Source organism: Pseudomonas sp. GD04015, assembly GCF_029837675.1.
Classification (GTDB): domain Bacteria; phylum Pseudomonadota; class Gammaproteobacteria; order Pseudomonadales; family Pseudomonadaceae; genus Aquipseudomonas; species Aquipseudomonas paralcaligenes.
The window spans coordinates 24,300-39,909 of sequence record NZ_JAOEEE010000031.1 but is presented as its reverse complement, the minus strand read 5'-3'; the positions used below and the strand labels follow the sequence as shown (position 1 = coordinate 39,909).

Annotated in this window: 13 protein-coding genes; 12 read left to right on the top strand and 1 reads right to left on the bottom strand. The window is 67.1% G+C overall.

Annotated elements, in window-relative coordinates; genetic code table 11:
- Positions 1–2 precede the first annotated feature (2 nt).
- The 8 genes from ftsW to lpxC all read left to right on the top strand — a co-directional run bounded on the left by ftsW (position 3) and on the right by lpxC (position 9,073).
- Positions 3–1,220 carry a putative lipid II flippase FtsW gene (gene ftsW, locus N7640_RS20505; protein ID WP_279904751.1) on the top strand — a complete coding sequence of 406 codons (1,218 nt, stop codon included), beginning with the start codon at positions 3–5 and terminating at the stop codon, positions 1,218–1,220.
- Entirely contained in the window at positions 1,210–2,280 is a 1,071-nt protein-coding gene (gene murG / locus N7640_RS20500) for an undecaprenyldiphospho-muramoylpentapeptide beta-N-acetylglucosaminyltransferase (RefSeq protein WP_279904720.1), read from the top strand. The genes ftsW and murG overlap by 11 nt, the downstream gene beginning before the upstream one ends.
- Before the next feature lie 34 nt (positions 2,281–2,314).
- Positions 2,315–3,721, top strand: a complete 1,407-nt coding sequence (gene murC, locus N7640_RS20495) for a UDP-N-acetylmuramate--L-alanine ligase (protein ID WP_279904752.1) — start codon at positions 2,315–2,317, stop codon at positions 3,719–3,721.
- The gene (locus tag N7640_RS20490) at positions 3,718–4,659 is read left to right on the top strand and encodes a D-alanine--D-alanine ligase (RefSeq protein WP_279904721.1); all 942 of its coding nucleotides are present in this window, start codon (positions 3,718–3,720) and stop codon (positions 4,657–4,659) included. The genes murC and N7640_RS20490 overlap by 4 nt, the downstream gene beginning before the upstream one ends.
- A 36-nt stretch (positions 4,660–4,695) precedes the next feature.
- Positions 4,696–5,538 (top strand): cell division protein FtsQ/DivIB, encoded by an 843-nt coding sequence (locus N7640_RS20485; protein WP_279904753.1) that lies wholly within the window; start codon positions 4,696–4,698, stop codon positions 5,536–5,538.
- 22 nt (positions 5,539–5,560) lie between these two features.
- Positions 5,561–6,805, top strand: coding sequence for a cell division protein FtsA (gene ftsA, locus N7640_RS20480; RefSeq protein WP_220813936.1), 1,245 nt, complete (start codon positions 5,561–5,563; stop codon positions 6,803–6,805).
- A gap of 53 nt (positions 6,806–6,858) precedes the next feature.
- Positions 6,859–8,055, top strand: a complete 1,197-nt coding sequence (ftsZ, locus tag N7640_RS20475; protein WP_220813937.1) for a cell division protein FtsZ — start codon at positions 6,859–6,861, stop codon at positions 8,053–8,055.
- Between the two features lie 106 nt (positions 8,056–8,161).
- Positions 8,162–9,073 carry a UDP-3-O-acyl-N-acetylglucosamine deacetylase gene (gene lpxC, locus N7640_RS20470; RefSeq protein WP_220813938.1) on the top strand — a complete coding sequence of 304 codons (912 nt, stop codon included), beginning with the start codon at positions 8,162–8,164 and terminating at the stop codon, positions 9,071–9,073.
- A gap of 63 nt (positions 9,074–9,136) precedes the next feature.
- Here the strand turns inward: lpxC and N7640_RS20465 are convergent, their stop codons facing one another.
- Positions 9,137–9,589 carry a DciA family protein gene (locus N7640_RS20465; protein WP_279904723.1) on the bottom strand — a complete coding sequence of 151 codons (453 nt, stop codon included), beginning with the start codon at positions 9,587–9,589 and terminating at the stop codon, positions 9,137–9,139.
- A gap of 247 nt (positions 9,590–9,836) precedes the next feature.
- On the opposite strand from N7640_RS20465, the gene secA reads away from it, so the two are divergent.
- From secA to N7640_RS20445, 4 genes are all read left to right on the top strand, one after another.
- Positions 9,837–12,578 (top strand): preprotein translocase subunit SecA, encoded by a 2,742-nt coding sequence (gene secA, locus N7640_RS20460; protein WP_220813940.1) that lies wholly within the window; start codon positions 9,837–9,839, stop codon positions 12,576–12,578.
- Between the two features lie 98 nt (positions 12,579–12,676).
- The gene (gene argJ / locus N7640_RS20455) at positions 12,677–13,894 is read left to right on the top strand and encodes a bifunctional glutamate N-acetyltransferase/amino-acid acetyltransferase ArgJ (protein WP_220813941.1); all 1,218 of its coding nucleotides are present in this window, start codon (positions 12,677–12,679) and stop codon (positions 13,892–13,894) included.
- 123 nt (positions 13,895–14,017) lie between these two features.
- The gene (locus N7640_RS20450; RefSeq protein WP_279904725.1) at positions 14,018–14,650 is read left to right on the top strand and encodes a glutathione S-transferase family protein; all 633 of its coding nucleotides are present in this window, start codon (positions 14,018–14,020) and stop codon (positions 14,648–14,650) included.
- On the top strand, positions 14,647–15,588 hold the full coding sequence (locus tag N7640_RS20445) for a Nudix family hydrolase (RefSeq protein WP_279904726.1): 942 nt from the start codon (positions 14,647–14,649) through the stop codon (positions 15,586–15,588). The genes N7640_RS20450 and N7640_RS20445 overlap by 4 nt, the downstream gene beginning before the upstream one ends.
- Positions 15,589–15,610 lie beyond the last annotated feature (22 nt).

Here is a 15,610-nt window from a genome sequence, read left to right as displayed (position 1 = left end):
GCCTGCTCGCCCGACTGCTCGCCGCCCCGTCGCCGCTGCGCACCCGTCGCGGCATCGACCTCGACTTCCCGCTGCTGGCCGGTTGCCTGGCCCTGCTCGGCCTGGGCCTGGTGATGATCACCTCGGCCAGTTCGGAGGTGGCCGCGGCCATGTCCGGCAACCCGCTGTACCACATGATCCGCCACCTGATCTATCTCGGCCTGGGTATCTCCGCCGCGCTGCTCACCCTGCTGATCCCCATGGCCATGTGGCAGCGCTTCGGCGCCACCCTGCTGCTGGTCGCCTTCGTCCTGCTGATCCTGGTGCTGCTGCCGGGCATCGGCCGCGAAGTGAACGGCGCCAAGCGCTGGATCGGCTTCGGCATGTTCAACGTGCAGCCGTCCGAACTGGCAAAGCTGTTCACCGTGGTGTTCATCGCCGGCTACCTGGTGCGCCGCCAGGAAGAGGTGCGCGAGAAGCTCTCCGGCTTCCTCAAGCCGATGCTGGTGCTGGCGCCCATGGCCGCTCTGCTGCTGGCCGAACCGGACTTCGGCGCCACCGTGGTGCTGGTCGGCTCCTGCATCGCCATGCTGTTCCTCGGCGGTATCAACCTGGTGCGCTTCATCCCGCTGGCCGCCGCCGTGCTCGGCGCCGGGGTGCTGGTGATGACCGCGCAGAGCTACCGGATGGAGCGCCTGACCAACTTCGTCGATCCCTGGGCCGACCAGTTCGGCGCCGGCTACCAGCTGAGCCAGGCGCTGATCGCCTTCGGCCGTGGCGAGTGGTTCGGCGTGGGCCTGGGCAACAGCGTGCAGAAGCAGTTCTACCTGCCGGAGGCGCATACCGACTTCGTGTTCGCCGTGCTGGCCGAGGAACTGGGCATGGTCGGTGCGCTGGTCACCGTCGGCCTGTTCGTCTTCGTCGCCGTGCGCGCCCTGTACATCGGCCTGTGGGCGGAGAAGGCCAAGCAGCTGTTCTCGGCCTACGTGGCCTACGGCATCGCCATGCAGTGGATCGGCCAGGTGCTGATCAACATCGGCGTGAACGTCGGCCTGCTGCCGACCAAGGGCCTGACCCTGCCGTTCCTCAGCTACGGCGGCAGCTCGCTGATCATCTGCTGCGTCAGCCTGGCCATGCTCCTGCGCATCGAATGGGAACGGCGCACCTCGCTGGGCAGCGAGGAGGTCGAGTTCAGCGAAGCGGACTTCTTCGACAACGAGGAGGTCAAGCATGCGCGGTAACGTCCTGATCATGGCCGGCGGCACCGGCGGCCACGTATTCCCGGCCCTGGCCTGCGCCCGCGAGTTCAAGGCCCGCGGCTACAGCGTGCACTGGCTGGGCACGCCGCGCGGCATCGAGAACGAACTGGTGCCGGCCGCCGAGCTGCCGTTGCACCTGATCCAGGTCAGCGGCCTGCGTGGTAAGAGCAGGCTGTCCCTGCTCAAGGCGCCGTTCCAGCTGGTCCGCGCCCTGTTCCAGGCGCGCAAGGTGATGCGTGAGCTGCAGCCGGTCTGCGTGCTGGGCATGGGTGGCTACGTCACCGGCCCGGGCGGCCTGGCAGCCAGGCTCGACGGCGCGCCGCTGATCATCCAGGAGCAGAACGCCGTGGCCGGCACTGCCAACCGCAGCCTGGTGCCCTTCGCCCAGCGCGTGTGCGAAGGCTTCCCCAACACCTTCGGCGACAGCGCCAAGCGCCGTACCACCGGCAACCCGGTGCGCGAGGAGCTGTTCCTGGAAACCCCGCGCGACACCCTCGCGGGCCGCAAGCCGCGCCTGCTGGTGCTGGGCGGCAGCCTGGGCGCCGAGCCGCTGAACAAACTGCTGCCCGCGGCCCTGGCCAAAGTGCCGGCCGAACTGCGCCCGCAGGTGTTCCACCAGGCCGGCAAGCAGCACGATCACGTCACAGCGGAGCGTTATCGCGAAGTCGCGGTCGAAGCCGAGGTCGCGCCCTTCATCAAGGACATGGCCCGGGCCTATGCCTGGGCCGATCTGGTGATCTGCCGCGCCGGCGCGCTGACCGTCAGCGAGCTGGCCGCCGCTGGCCTGCCGTCGTTCCTCGTGCCGCTGCCGCACGCGATCGACGACCACCAGACCCGCAATGCCGAATATCTGGCGAAGGAGGGCGCCGCCATCCTTCTGCCGCAACATGCAACCGACGCGGACAAGCTCGCCGCGCAGTTGACCGAGGTTCTGATGCACCCTGAAAAACTCGAGGCCATGGGCCGCACCGCGCGCAGCCTGGCCAGGCCGGACGCCACCCGCACGGTGGTCGACATCTGTCTGGAGGTGGCCCGTGGCTAAGTCTCCCGCCGCCGCCCGTTCGGAAATCCGCCGCATGCGCCGCATCCGTCGCATCCACTTCGTCGGTATCGGCGGCGCCGGCATGTGCGGCATCGCCGAGGTGCTGCTGAACCTGGGCTACGAAGTCTCCGGTTCCGACCTCAAGGCCTCGGCCGTGACCGAGCGCCTGGAAAGCTTCGGCGCCATCGTCTACATCGGCCACCGCGCCGAGAACGCCGAGCAGGCCGACGTGCTGGTGGTCTCCAGCGCGATCAACACCTCCAACCCGGAAGTCGCCACCGCCCTGGAGCGACGCATTCCGGTGGTGCCGCGCGCCGAGATGCTCGCCGAGCTGATGCGCTACCGCCACGGCATCGCCGTGGCCGGCACCCATGGCAAGACCACCACCACCAGCCTGCTGGCCTCGGTATTCGCCGCCGGCGGCCTGGACCCGACCTTCGTCATCGGCGGCCGCCTCAATGCCGCCGGCACCAACGCCCAACTCGGCGGCAGCCGCTACCTGATCGCCGAGGCGGACGAGAGCGACGCCAGCTTCCTGCACCTGCAGCCGATGGTCTCGGTGGTCACCAACATCGACGCCGACCACATGAGCACCTACGGCGGCGACTTCAACGTCCTCAAGAAGACCTTCATCGAGTTCCTCCACAACCTGCCGTTCTACGGCCTGGCCGTGCTCTGCGTGGATGACCCGGTGGTGCGCGAGCTGCTGCCCCAGGTGGCCCGCCCGACCGTGACCTACGGCTTTGCCGAGGACGCCGACGTGCGCGCCATCAACGTGCGCCAGGACAGCATGCGTACCTACTTCACCGCTCTGCGCCCGGGCCGCGAGCCGCTGGATGTCTCGGTCAACATGCCGGGCAACCACAACGTGCTGAACGCACTGGCGACCATCGCCATCGCCACCGACGAGGGCATCGAGGACGCCGCCATCGTGCAGGGCCTGTCCGGCTTCCAGGGCGTCGGCCGGCGCTTCCAGGTCTACGGTGAACTGCCGGTGGGCGACGGCAGCGTGATGCTGGTGGACGACTACGGCCACCACCCGCGCGAAGTGGCCGCGGTGATCAAGGCCGTGCGCGGTGGCTGGCCGGAGCGCCGCCTGGTGATCCTGTACCAGCCGCACCGCTACAGCCGTACCCGCGACCTGTACGAAGACTTCGTCCAGGTGCTCGGCGACGCCAACGTGCTGCTGCTGATGGAGGTCTACCCGGCCGGCGAAGAGCCGGTGCCCGGCGCCGACAGCCGTCACCTGTGCCACAGCATCCGCCAGCGCGGCCAGCTCGACCCGATCTACGTCGAGCGCGGCGCCGACCTGGCACCGATCATCAAGCCGCTGCTGCGCGCCGGCGACATCCTGCTGTGCCAGGGCGCCGGCGATATCGGCGGGGTGGCCCCGCAACTGATCAAGCACCCGCTGTTTGCTGTTCAAGGTGAGTCGAAATGAGCCTGCATTCCACCCTCGATCCCAAGGCCTTCGGTCGCGTGGCCGTGCTGTTCGGCGGCAAGAGCGCCGAGCGCGAGGTGTCGCTGAAGTCCGGCGCCGCCGTGCTCGAGGCCCTGCGGAGTGCCGGCGTGGACGCCTTCGGCATCGACGTGGGTGACGATTTCCTGCAGCGCCTGACCAGCGAGAAGATCGATCGCGCCTTCATCGTGCTGCACGGTCGTGGCGGCGAGGACGGCTCCATGCAGGGCCTGCTGGAGTGCGCCGGCATCCCCTACACCGGCAGCGGCATCCTCGCCTCGGCCCTGGCCATGGACAAGCTGCGCACCAAGCGCGTGTGGTTGAGCCTGGGCCTGCCGACGCCGAACCACGCGGTGCTGGCCAGCGAGGCGGACTGCCGCGCGGCCGCCGATGAGCTGGGCTTCCCACTGTTCGTCAAACCGGCCCACGAGGGCTCCAGCATCGGCATGGCCAAGGTCGCCGATGTGGATGCACTGATTGCTGCCTGGAAGGATGCCGGTCGCTACGACTCGCAGGTGCTGGTCGAGCAGATGATCGACGGCCCCGAGTTCACCATCGCCATGCTGCGCGGCCAGGTGCTGCCGCCCATCGGCCTGGGCACTCCGCACACCTTCTACGACTACGACGCCAAGTACCTGGCCAATGACACCCAGTACCGCATCCCCTGCGGCCTGTCGGCCGAGAAAGAGGCGGAGCTGAAGGATCTCACCGCGCGTGCCTGCGAGGCCGTGGGCACCCAGGGCTGGGCGCGCGCCGACGTGATGCAGGATGCCAGCGGCAAGTTCTGGCTGCTGGAAGTGAACACCGTGCCGGGCATGACCGATCACAGCCTGGTACCGATGGCCGCGCGCGCCGCCGGTCTGGATTTCCAGCAGCTGGTGCTGGCGATCCTGGCCGACAGCGTCGAGGCGAGGGGCTAAGCCATGGTCGCCACTATCCGTCACCCCGCACAGCCGATGGGAGGCGCTAGCCGGCGTCAGCCTATCGCTGCGCGCGGCGCGAGCCGGATGGTGGCCAGGGAACCGCTGGCGGCGCGCCTGCCGAAGCCGGATTTCAGCGGCCTGGCGCGCGCCATCAAGCGCCTGGGCTGGCCGCTGATGCTGATCGCCCTCGGCCTGGGCACCTACGAGGGCGCTCAGCGCCTGCTGCCCTACGCCGACCGGCCGATCGCCCGGGTCAGCGTGCAGGGCGAGCTGAGCTACATCAGCCAGCAGGCGGTGCAGGAGCGCATCGCGCCCTACGTCTCGGCCAGCTTCTTCACCATCGACCTGGCCAGCCTGCGCGCCGAGCTGGAGCACATGCCCTGGATCGCCCATGCGGAAGTACGCCGGGTATGGCCGGACCAGGTCTCCATCACCCTGGAGGAGCAACTGCCGGTGGCCCGCTGGGGCGACGGCGCGCTGCTCAACAACCAGGGCGAGGCCTTCGCCCCGCGCGAGGCGGCCAATTACGAACACCTGCCGCTGCTGTCCGGGCCGAAGCGCGCCCAGCAGCAGGTGATGCAGCAGTACCAGGTGCTCAGCCAGCTGCTGCGGCCGATGGGCTTCACCATCAGCAGCCTGGAGCTGCGCGAACACGGCAGCTGGTTCATCAGCAGTGCCCAGGGCGTGGAAATCCTCCTGGGCAGGGATCACCTGGTCGACAAGATGCGCCGGTTCGCCAGCATCCACGACAAGGTGCTCAAGCAGCAGATCGCGAATATCGCGCGCATCGACCTGCGCTACGCCAACGGCCTGGCCGTGGCCTGGCGCGAGCCGGTGGCGCCGGCGGCGACCGAAACGACGGTCGCCGTCCAGTGAATCGAGGAGAACAGTAGAGACCATGGCAAGCGTGCAGAGCGGCAAGATGATCGTCGGCCTGGATATCGGCACCGCCAAGGTGGTGGCGCTGGTGGGCGAGGTGACCGCCGATGGCGAGCTGGAGATCGTCGGGATCGGCACCAGCCCGTCGCGTGGCCTGAAGAAGGGCGTGGTGGTGAACATCGAGTCCACCGTGCAGTCGATCCAGCGTGCCATCGAGGAGGCGCAGCTGATGGCCGGCTGCCGCATCCACTCGGCCTTCGTCGGCATCGCCGGCAACCACATCCGCAGCCTGAACAGCCACGGCATCGTCGCCATCCGCGACCGCGAAGTGAGCCCGGCCGATCTGGAGCGCGTGCTCGACGCCGCCCAGGCGGTGGCCATCCCGGCCGACCAGCGGGTGCTGCACACCCTCGCCCAGGACTACGTGATCGACAATCAGGAGGGCGTGCGCGAGCCGCTGGGCATGTCCGGCGTGCGCCTGGAGGCCAAGGTGCATGTGGTCACCTGTGCCACCAACGCCGCGCAGAACATCGAGAAATGCGTGCGCCGCTGCGGCCTGGAAGTGGACGACATCATTCTGGAACAGCTGGCTTCCGCCTACTCGGTGCTGACCGAGGACGAGAAGGAGCTGGGCGTGTGCCTGGTCGACATCGGTGGCGGCACCACCGATATCGCCATCTTCACGGAGGGTGCGATCCGTCACACGGCGGTGATTCCGATCGCCGGCGACCAGGTCACCAATGATATTGCAATGGCATTACGCACCCCGACCCAGTATGCCGAGGAAATCAAGATTCGATATGCTTGCGCCCTAGCCAAACTGGCCGGTCCCGGGGAAACCATCAAGGTTCCCAGCGTGGGCGACCGGCCACCGCGGGAGCTGTCCCGCCAGGCGCTGGCCGAGGTCGTGGAGCCCCGTTACGACGAGCTCTTCACGTTGATCCAGGCCGAGCTGCGGCGCAGCGGCTACGAGGACATGATCCCGGCCGGGATCGTCCTCACCGGCGGCACCTCCAAGATGGAAGGCGCTGTCGAGCTGGCCGAAGAGATCTTTCACATGCCGGTGCGGCTGGGCGTGCCCCACAGCGTCAAGGGACTGACCGACGTCGTGCGTAATCCGATCTATTCCACGGGCGTGGGCCTGCTGATGTATGGGCTGCGCAAGCAGTCCGACGGCTACCACGCGCCTGGAATCCAATATGGCGATGAGCCCCGAACACCGGTACTGGAACGGCTGAAACGCTGGGTCCAGGGCAATTTCTGATGTGAAACCCGCGGTAGCTGTAGGCGATAACTAAAAAAGGAAGGAGAGGGGAAATGTTCGAACTGGTAGATAACGTCCCGCAAAGTGCAGTCATCAAGGTGATCGGCGTGGGTGGCGGCGGTGGCAACGCCGTGAACCACATGATCAAGAACAACATCGAAGGCGTGGAATTCATCTGCGCCAACACCGACGCGCAGGCGCTGAAGAACATCGGCGCGCGCACCGTGCTGCAGCTCGGCCCGGGCGTGACCAAGGGCCTGGGCGCCGGCACCAATCCGGAAATCGGCCGTCAGGCCGCCATGGAAGACCGCGAGCGCATCGCCGAGGTGCTGAACGGCGCCGACATGGTCTTCATCACCACCGGCATGGGTGGTGGCACCGGTACCGGTGCGGCGCCGATCATCGCCGAAGTGGCGAAGGAAATGGGCATCCTCACCGTTGCCGTGGTGACCCGTCCGTTCCCGTTCGAGGGCCGCAAGCGCATGCAGGTCGCCGACGACGGCATCCGTGCACTGTCCGAGTGCGTCGACTCGCTGATCACCATCCCCAACGAGAAGCTGCTGACCATCCTCGGCAAGGACGCCAGCCTGCTGTCCGCCTTCGCCAAGGCCGACGACGTGCTGTCCGGCGCCGTGCGCGGCATCTCCGACATCATGCAGCGTCCGGGCCTGATGAACGTCGACTTCGCCGACGTGAAGACCGTGATGGGCGAAATGGGCATGGCGATGATGGGTACCGGCTGCGCCAGCGGTCCGAACCGTGCCCGCGAGGCTACCGAGGCGGCCATCCGCAACCCGCTGCTGGAAGACGTCAACCTGCAGGGCGCGCGCGGCATCCTGGTCAACATCACCGCTGGTCTGGACCTGTCGCTGGGCGAGTACGCCGCCGTGGGCGAGATCATCGAGGCCTTCGCCTCCGAGGCGGCCACCGTCAAGGTGGGCGCGGTAATCGACGCCGACATGCGCGACGAGCTGCACGTGACCGTGGTCGCTACCGGCCTGGGCGCGCGCATCGAGAAGCCGGTCAAGGTGATCGACAACACCGTGCCGACCGCCGTGGCCACGCCGTCCACCACCGTCAGCGCCGCGCCGCGCGCCGCCGAGCAGCCGGCCGTCAACTACAAGGACTACGAGCGCCCGACCGTTCAGCGCCAGAGCCTCGCCGGCAGTGCCGCCGCGGCCAAGCTGAACACCCAGGACGACCTGGATTATCTGGATATCCCGGCCTTCCTGCGTCGTCAGGCTGATTGAGGCAATTTATCAGGAGTATGAAGGTGATTGGTGTTCAGCAAAGGGCGGTTCTGCTAACATTGCCGCCCATTGTTGAAAACAGTTCGCAACAAGCGCAGCCAAAACCATGATCAGACAACGCACCCTGAAGAACATCATCCGAGCCACCGGCGTTGGCCTGCACTCGGGGGAGAAGGTTTACCTGACCCTCAAGCCGGCCCCGGTGGATACGGGTATCGTGTTCCGTCGCACCGATCTGGATCCGGTCGTGGAAATCCCCGCCCGCGCCGAGAATGTCGGTGAGACCACCATGTCGACCACCCTGGTCAATGGTGACGTCAAGGTGGACACCGTCGAGCACTTGCTTTCGGCCATGGCAGGCCTGGGCATCGACAACGCCTACGTCGAGCTGTCGGCGTCCGAAGTCCCGATCATGGATGGCAGCGCTGGTCCCTTCGTGTTCCTGATTCAATCTGCTGGCCTGGAAGAGCAGGAAGCACCCAAGCAGTTCATCCGCGTACTGCGCGAAGTGACGGTGGAGGAGGGCGACAAGCGCGCCACCTTCCTGCCCTTCGACGGTTTCAAAGTGAGCTTCGAGATCGATTTCGATCACCCGGTGTTCCGTGGTCGCACCCAGACCGCCAGCGTCGACTTCTCCAGCACTTCCTTCGTCAAGGAAGTGAGCCGCGCACGGACCTTCGGGTTCATGCGCGACATCGAGTTCCTGCGTTCGCAGAACCTGGCACTCGGCGGCAGCGTGGAAAACGCCATCGTGGTGGACGAGTTCCGCGTGCTCAACGAAGACGGCCTCCGTTACGAGGACGAGTTCGTCAAGCACAAGATCCTCGATGCCATCGGCGATCTCTACCTGCTGGGCAACAGCCTGATCGGCGAGTTCCGTGGCTTCAAGTCGGGCCACGCGCTGAACAATCGTCTGCTGCGCACCCTGATCGAGCAGAAAGATGCTTGGGAAGTGGTGGTCTTCGACGATGCCAGCACCGCGCCGATCTCCTACATGCGCCCGGTCGCGGCCGTGTAAGCAATAACCCTTCCTTCTGTTGTATTCAGGCCACCCTCGGGTGGCCTGTTTTTTTCTGCCTATCTATTCGCGTCGGGCATTGCGTGCCAGGCGTTCCAGGGCGGCGCGCAGCTTCGGGTCGCCGATGCCTTCGGCGGCGCTGCACAGGCTGTCGGCGGCGGCCTCCGACAGCTCGACCTGGTTCGCCTCATAAGCCACCTGGCCGCTGGGTGGGCGTACCTTGATCTGGATCTTCTCCAGCCCGGCGAACTCCGGCAGCACCTGCAGCAGGCGCTGCAGGCGACGCTGCTGGTAGTGCAGCCGGGTTGCCCAATGGCCGTTGCTGGTCACCAGCAGCAGGCGGCCCTCGCTCCAGCTCGCCACCTGGCAGTGCTCGCGGGCGGCCGGCTCCAGCTGCGCCTCCACCAGCGCCTGCAGTCTGCCCAGGCGCTGTGCCGCGCTGAACAGCGCCTGCAGAGGCTTGTGCTCGCGCAGCAAGGCGTTGGGGGTCTTGGCGAAGGGGGGGCGGAAGCTCATGGGAAAGGATTCGTGCGGCTGTGCGCAGCATGTTAGCAAAGGGCCTTGCAGCTGTCGGCGGTCGTCCCCATATAGGGGCGAGCGGTCTGTGGATGCGTGTGTCAGGCACATCCGGCCGGTACGCGGGAGTTCGCCCTTTTCTCGCCTACGTTTCCGAGTAGAATGCCCCCTTTGCATGCAGCCGAGTGGCTGCCGGGCTGGCCTTCTGCGCTGCCCCCCATCCCCCAGAGTGGAAGAATCTGCCGATATGTTTGCGCCACTGTTGAAGAAAATCTTTGGAAGCAAGAACGAGCGTGACGTCAAGCGCATGCTCAAGACAGTGAGCGCGATCAACGCCCTGGAAGAGCAGATGCTCGCCCTTTCCGACGAGCAACTGCGGGGCAAGACGGAAGAGTTCAAGTCCCGGGTGGCCAAGGGCGAGACGCTCGACCAGCTTCTTCCCGAAGCCTTCGCCGTGGCCCGCGAGGCCGGCAAGCGGGTGATGGGCATGCGTCACTTCGACGTGCAGCTGATCGGCGGTATGACCCTCCACGAAGGCAAGATCGCCGAGATGCGCACCGGCGAGGGCAAGACCCTGGTGGGCACCCTGGCGGTGTACCTCAACGCGCTGTCCGGCAAGGGCGTGCACGTGGTCACGGTGAACGACTACCTGGCCCGCCGCGATGCCAACTGGATGCGCCCGCTGTACGAATTCCTCGGCCTTTCGGTCGGCGTGGTGATCCCGTTCATGGGCCCGGAAGACAAGCGCGCCGCCTATGCCGCCGACATCACCTACGGCACCAACAACGAGTTCGGCTTCGACTACCTGCGCGACAACATGGCCTTCGCCCAGGAAGAGAAGTTCCAGCGCGAACTGAATTTCGCCGTGATCGACGAAGTGGACTCCATCCTCATCGACGAAGCCCGTACCCCGCTGATCATCTCCGGCCAGGCCGAAGACAGCTCCAAGCTGTACAAGCAGATCAACCAGCTGATCCCGCGCCTCAAGCAGCACATCGAGGAAGAGGAAGGCGTGGTCACCCAGGAAGGCCACTACAAGGTCGACGAGAAGACCCGCCAGGTCGAACTCAACGAGGCCGGCCACCAGTACGTCGAGGAAATGCTCGCCGCCGCCGGCCTGCTGGCCGAGAACGAGAGCCTCTACGCCGCGCACAACCTGGGCCTGCTGACCCACGTCTACGCCGGCCTGCGCGCGCACAAGCTGTTCCACCGCAACGTCGAATACATCGTGCAGAACGATCAGGTCATCCTGATCGACGAGCACACTGGCCGTACCATGCAGGGCCGCCGCCTGTCCGAGGGCCTGCACCAGGCCATCGAGGCCAAGGAGGGCGTGAACATCCAGGCCGAGAGCCAGACCCTCGCCTCGACCACCTTCCAGAACTACTTCCGCCTGTACAAGAAGCTCTCCGGCATGACCGGCACCGCCGACACCGAGGCCTTCGAGTTCCGCCAGATCTACGGCCTAGACGTGGTAGTGATCCCCACCCACCGCCCGGTCGCGCGAAAGGACTACAACGACCTGGTCTACCTGACCCAGGAAGAGAAGTACCAGGCGATCATCACTGATATCCGCGAGTGCCAGGCCCAGGGACGGCCGATCCTGGTCGGCACCGCCTCCATCGAGACCTCCGAATACGTCTCCAGGCTGCTCGAGGAAGCCGGCATCGAGCACAAGGTGCTCAACGCCAAGTACCACGAGAAGGAAGCCGAGATCATCGCCCAGGCCGGTCGCCCGGGCGCCGTGACCCTGGCCACCAACATGGCCGGTCGTGGTACCGACATCCTCCTGGGCGGCAACTGGGAGGCCGAGGTGGCTGCCCTGGAAGCGCCCAGCGAAGAACAGATCGCCCAGATCAAGGCCGACTGGCAGAAGCGCCACCAGCAGGTGATCGAGTCCGGCGGCCTGCATGTGATCGCCTCCGAGCGCCACGAATCCCGCCGTATCGACAACCAGCTGCGCGGCCGTGCCGGCCGTCAGGGCGACCCGGGCTCCAGCCGCTTCTACCTGTCGCTGGAAGACAGCCTGATGCGCATCTTCGCCTCAGACCGGGTGAAGAACTTCATGAAGGCCCTCGGCATGCAGGCCGGCGAGGCCATCGAGCATCGCATGGTGACCAACGCCATCGAGAAGGCTCAGCGCAAGGTCGAAGGCCGCAACTTCGACATGCGCAAGCAACTGCTCGAGTACGACGACGTGGCCAACGAGCAGCGCAAGGTGATCTACCACATGCGCAACAGCCTGCTGGCCGCCGACAACATCGGCGACACCATCGTCGAGTTCCGCGAGGAAATGCTCAACGCCACCATCAATACCCACCTGCCGCCGCAGTCGCTGCCCGAGCAGTGGGACATCGCCGGCCTGGAGGCCGCGCTGCACAGCGACTTCGGTCTGCGCCTGCCGATCCAGCAGTGGCTCGACGAAGACGAGAAGCTGTACGAGGAAACCCTGCGCGAGAAGATCCTGGCCGAACTGACCGCGGCCTATGCCGAGAAGGAAGAGCTGGCCGGCGCCGAGGCCCTGCGTACCTTCGAGAAGCAGATGCTGCTGCGCGTGCTGGACGACCTGTGGAAAGACCACCTGGCGACCATGGACCACCTGCGCCACGGCATCCACCTGCGTGGTTACGCGCAGAAGAACCCGAAACAGGAATACAAGCGCGAGTCCTTCACCCTGTTCCAGGAGCTGCTCGACTCGATCAAGCGCGACACCATCCGCGTGCTGTCCCACGTTCAGGTGCGCCGCGAGGACCCGGCCGAAGAAGAGGCCCGCCAGCGCCGCGAGGCCGAGGCCATGGCCCAGCGCATGCAGTTCCAGCATGCCGAGGCCTCCGCCATGCCGACCGCCGAGGCGGAGGGCGAGGGTGCCGAAGGCGACCTGGCGATGGTGGCTGCACCGGTGCGCAGCGAGCCGAAGATCGGCCGTAACGAGCCGTGCCCCTGCGGGTCCGGCAAGAAGTACAAGCATTGCCATGGCCAGGTGAGCTGACCCGCTTCCGGCCTGCTATAGAGACGACGCCGCGACCGGTCCTGCCGCTCGTGGCGTTTTTCCAATCTTCGCTTCACTGCCCAACAAGGAGCGTTCCCATGGCCGTCGGTCTTGGTCCCCTGTCCAAGCTGCACCCTGTTCCCGGTTTCGAACTCGGCATCGCTTCCGCCGGCATCAAGCGCCCGGGGCGCAAGGATGTGGTGGTGATGCGCTGCGCCGAGGGCTCGCGCATCGCCGGCGTGACCACCACCAACGCCTTCTGCGCGGCCCCGGTAGTCGTCACCCGCGAGCGCGTGACCGGCGACGTGCGCTACCTGCTGACCAACACCGGCAACGCCAACGCCGGCACCGGCCCGGATGGCCTGGCCAACGCCCGCCGCACCTGCGCCGCCCTGGCCGCGCTGACCGGCGTGGCCGAGACGGCCGTGCTGCCGTTCTCCACCGGGGTGATCGGCGAGCCGCTGCCCGTCGAGAAGATCGAGGGCGCCCTGCAGGCCGCGCTGGACGATCTCGACGAAGACCATTGGGCCGAAGCCGCCACCGGCATCATGACCACCGACACCCTGCCCAAGGGCGCCAGCCGCCAGTTCCAGCACGATGGCGTGACCGTCACCGTGACCGGCATCAGCAAGGGCGCCGGCATGATCCGGCCGAACATGGCGACCATGCTCGGCTACATCGCCACTGACGCCAAGGTGGCGCGTGGCGTGCTGCAGGACTTGGTGCGCGACGCGGCCAACAAGTCGTTCAACCGCATCACCATCGACGGCGATACCTCGACCAACGACTGCTGCATGCTGATCGCCACCGGCCAGGCTGCCCTGCCGGAGATCACCGGGGCTTCCGGCGAGCTGTTCGCCAAGCTGCGCCAGGCGGTATTCGAGGTGTTCATGGAAGTGGCCCAGGCCATCGTCCGCGACGGCGAGGGCGCCACCAAGTTCGTTACCGTCCAGGTCAACGGCGGCGGTACTCACCAGGAGTGCCTGGACGTGGCCTACGCCGTGGCCCACTCGCCGCTGATCAAGACCGCGCTGTTCGCCTCCGACCCCAACTGGGGCCGCATCCTCGCCGCCGTCGGCTACGCCGGCGTGCCGAACCTGGACGTCAGCAGGATCGACGTGTTCCTCGGCGAAGTCTGCATCGCCAGCAAGGGCGCCCGCGCCGCCAGCTACACCGAGGCCCAGGGCGCGGCGGTGATGGCCCGCGAGGAGATCACCATCCGCATCGAACTGGGTCGCGGCGGCTGCAGCGAAACCATCTGGACCACCGACCTGTCCCACGACTACGTGAAGATCAACGCCGAATACCGCACTTAAGCGGGTCCCCCTCACCCCTTGGGAGAGGGGTGAGGGGCTTCCAGAAGGTTCGTGGCTGCCAATGGCTCCCTCATCCCGGCCCTCTTCCTGAGGGTGTCAAAGCAACGCCACAAGGAGACTGCCATGCCCCTCAAACTGGTGATCGGCGACAAGAACTATTCCTCCTGGTCGCTGCGCGGGGCGCTGGCCTTGGATCTGACCGGCGCGCCCTATGAAGAGATCGCGGTGCGCCTGTTCCAGCCGGACAGCCGCAGCCAGCTGCTGGCCCATTCGCCGGCCGGCAAGGTGCCGGTGCTGCTGACCGAGGAAGGGCCGGTGTGGGATTCGCTGGCCATTGCCGAATATCTCGCCGAGCGCTTCCCCGAGGCGCACCTGTGGCCGCGCGGCCAGTACGCCCGCGCCCTGGCGCGCAGCGTCTGCGCGGAGATGCACAGCGGCTTCGTCGCCCTGCGCAGCCACATGTCCATGGACCTGGCGCGCGACCAGGCGCTGGCCGGGATTCCCGCCGAGGCCCAGGCCGATATCGACCGGGTGAGCCGCCTGTGGGCCGACTGTCGCCAGCGCTTCGGCCAGGACGGCCCCTTCCTGTTCGGCCACGCCAGCATCGCCGATGCCTTCTTCGCCCCGGTGGCGGCGCGCCTGCGCAGCTACCGGGTGGCCCTGCCGGACGAGGCCGCCGCCTACGTCGAGACCATCTACCAGTGGCCGGCCTTCCAGCGCTGGTACCAGGCCGCGTTGCAGGAGGTCGGTGCGTGAAGCGCATTCATGTAGCCGCCGCGGTGATCCGTGGTGCCGATGGCCGGGTGCTGATCGCCAAGCGACCGCAGGACAAGCACCAGGGCGGTCTGTGGGAGTTTCCCGGGGGCAAGGTGGAGGAGGGGGAGGCCGTCGAGCTGGCCCTGGCCCGCGAGCTGGAAGAGGAACTGGGTATCCGCGTCGGTGCCGCCCGGCCGTTGATCCAGGTGCACCACGACTATCCGGACAAGCAGGTGCTGCTGGATGTCTGGGAAGTCTCCGCCTTTACCGGCGAGCCCCATGGCGCCGAAGGCCAGGCGCTGGCCTGGGTCACAGATCGCGAGCTGCTCGACTACGAATTCCCGGCGGCCAACCAGCCGATCGTCGCGGCGGCGCGCCTGCCCGACACCTACCTGATCACCCCCGAAGGCCTGGAGCCCGGCGAGCTGCTGCGCGGGGTGCGGGTCGCTCTGGCCAGCGGCGCCAGGCTGATCCAGCTGCGTGCGCCGAACATGTTCGACCCCCAGTATCGCGACCTGGCGGTAGACATCCTGGGCCTCTGCGCCGGCAAGGCGCAGGTGATGCTCAAGGGCCCGCTGGAGTGGCTGGGCGACTTCCCGGCCGCTGGCTGGCACCTGAGCGCCGAGCAACTGCGCAAATACGCCGCCAATGGCCGGCCCTTCCCCGGCCAGCGCTGGCTGGCGGCTTCCTGCCATGACGCCGAGGAGCTGGCCCTGGCCGTGCGCATGGGGGTGGATTTCGTCACCCTGTCGCCGGTGCAGGCCACCCAGACCCACCCGGACGCCGCGCCGCTGGGCTGGGAGGCCGCGACCGACCTGCTGCGTACCCTCAACCTGCCGGCCTTCCTGCTCGGCGGCGTCGGCCCGCAGGACCGCGAGCGTGCCTGGCAGGCCGGCGCTCAGGGCGTGGCCGGCATCCGCGCGTTCTGGCCGGTGTGACCGCGTAGGGTGCGCCGTGCGC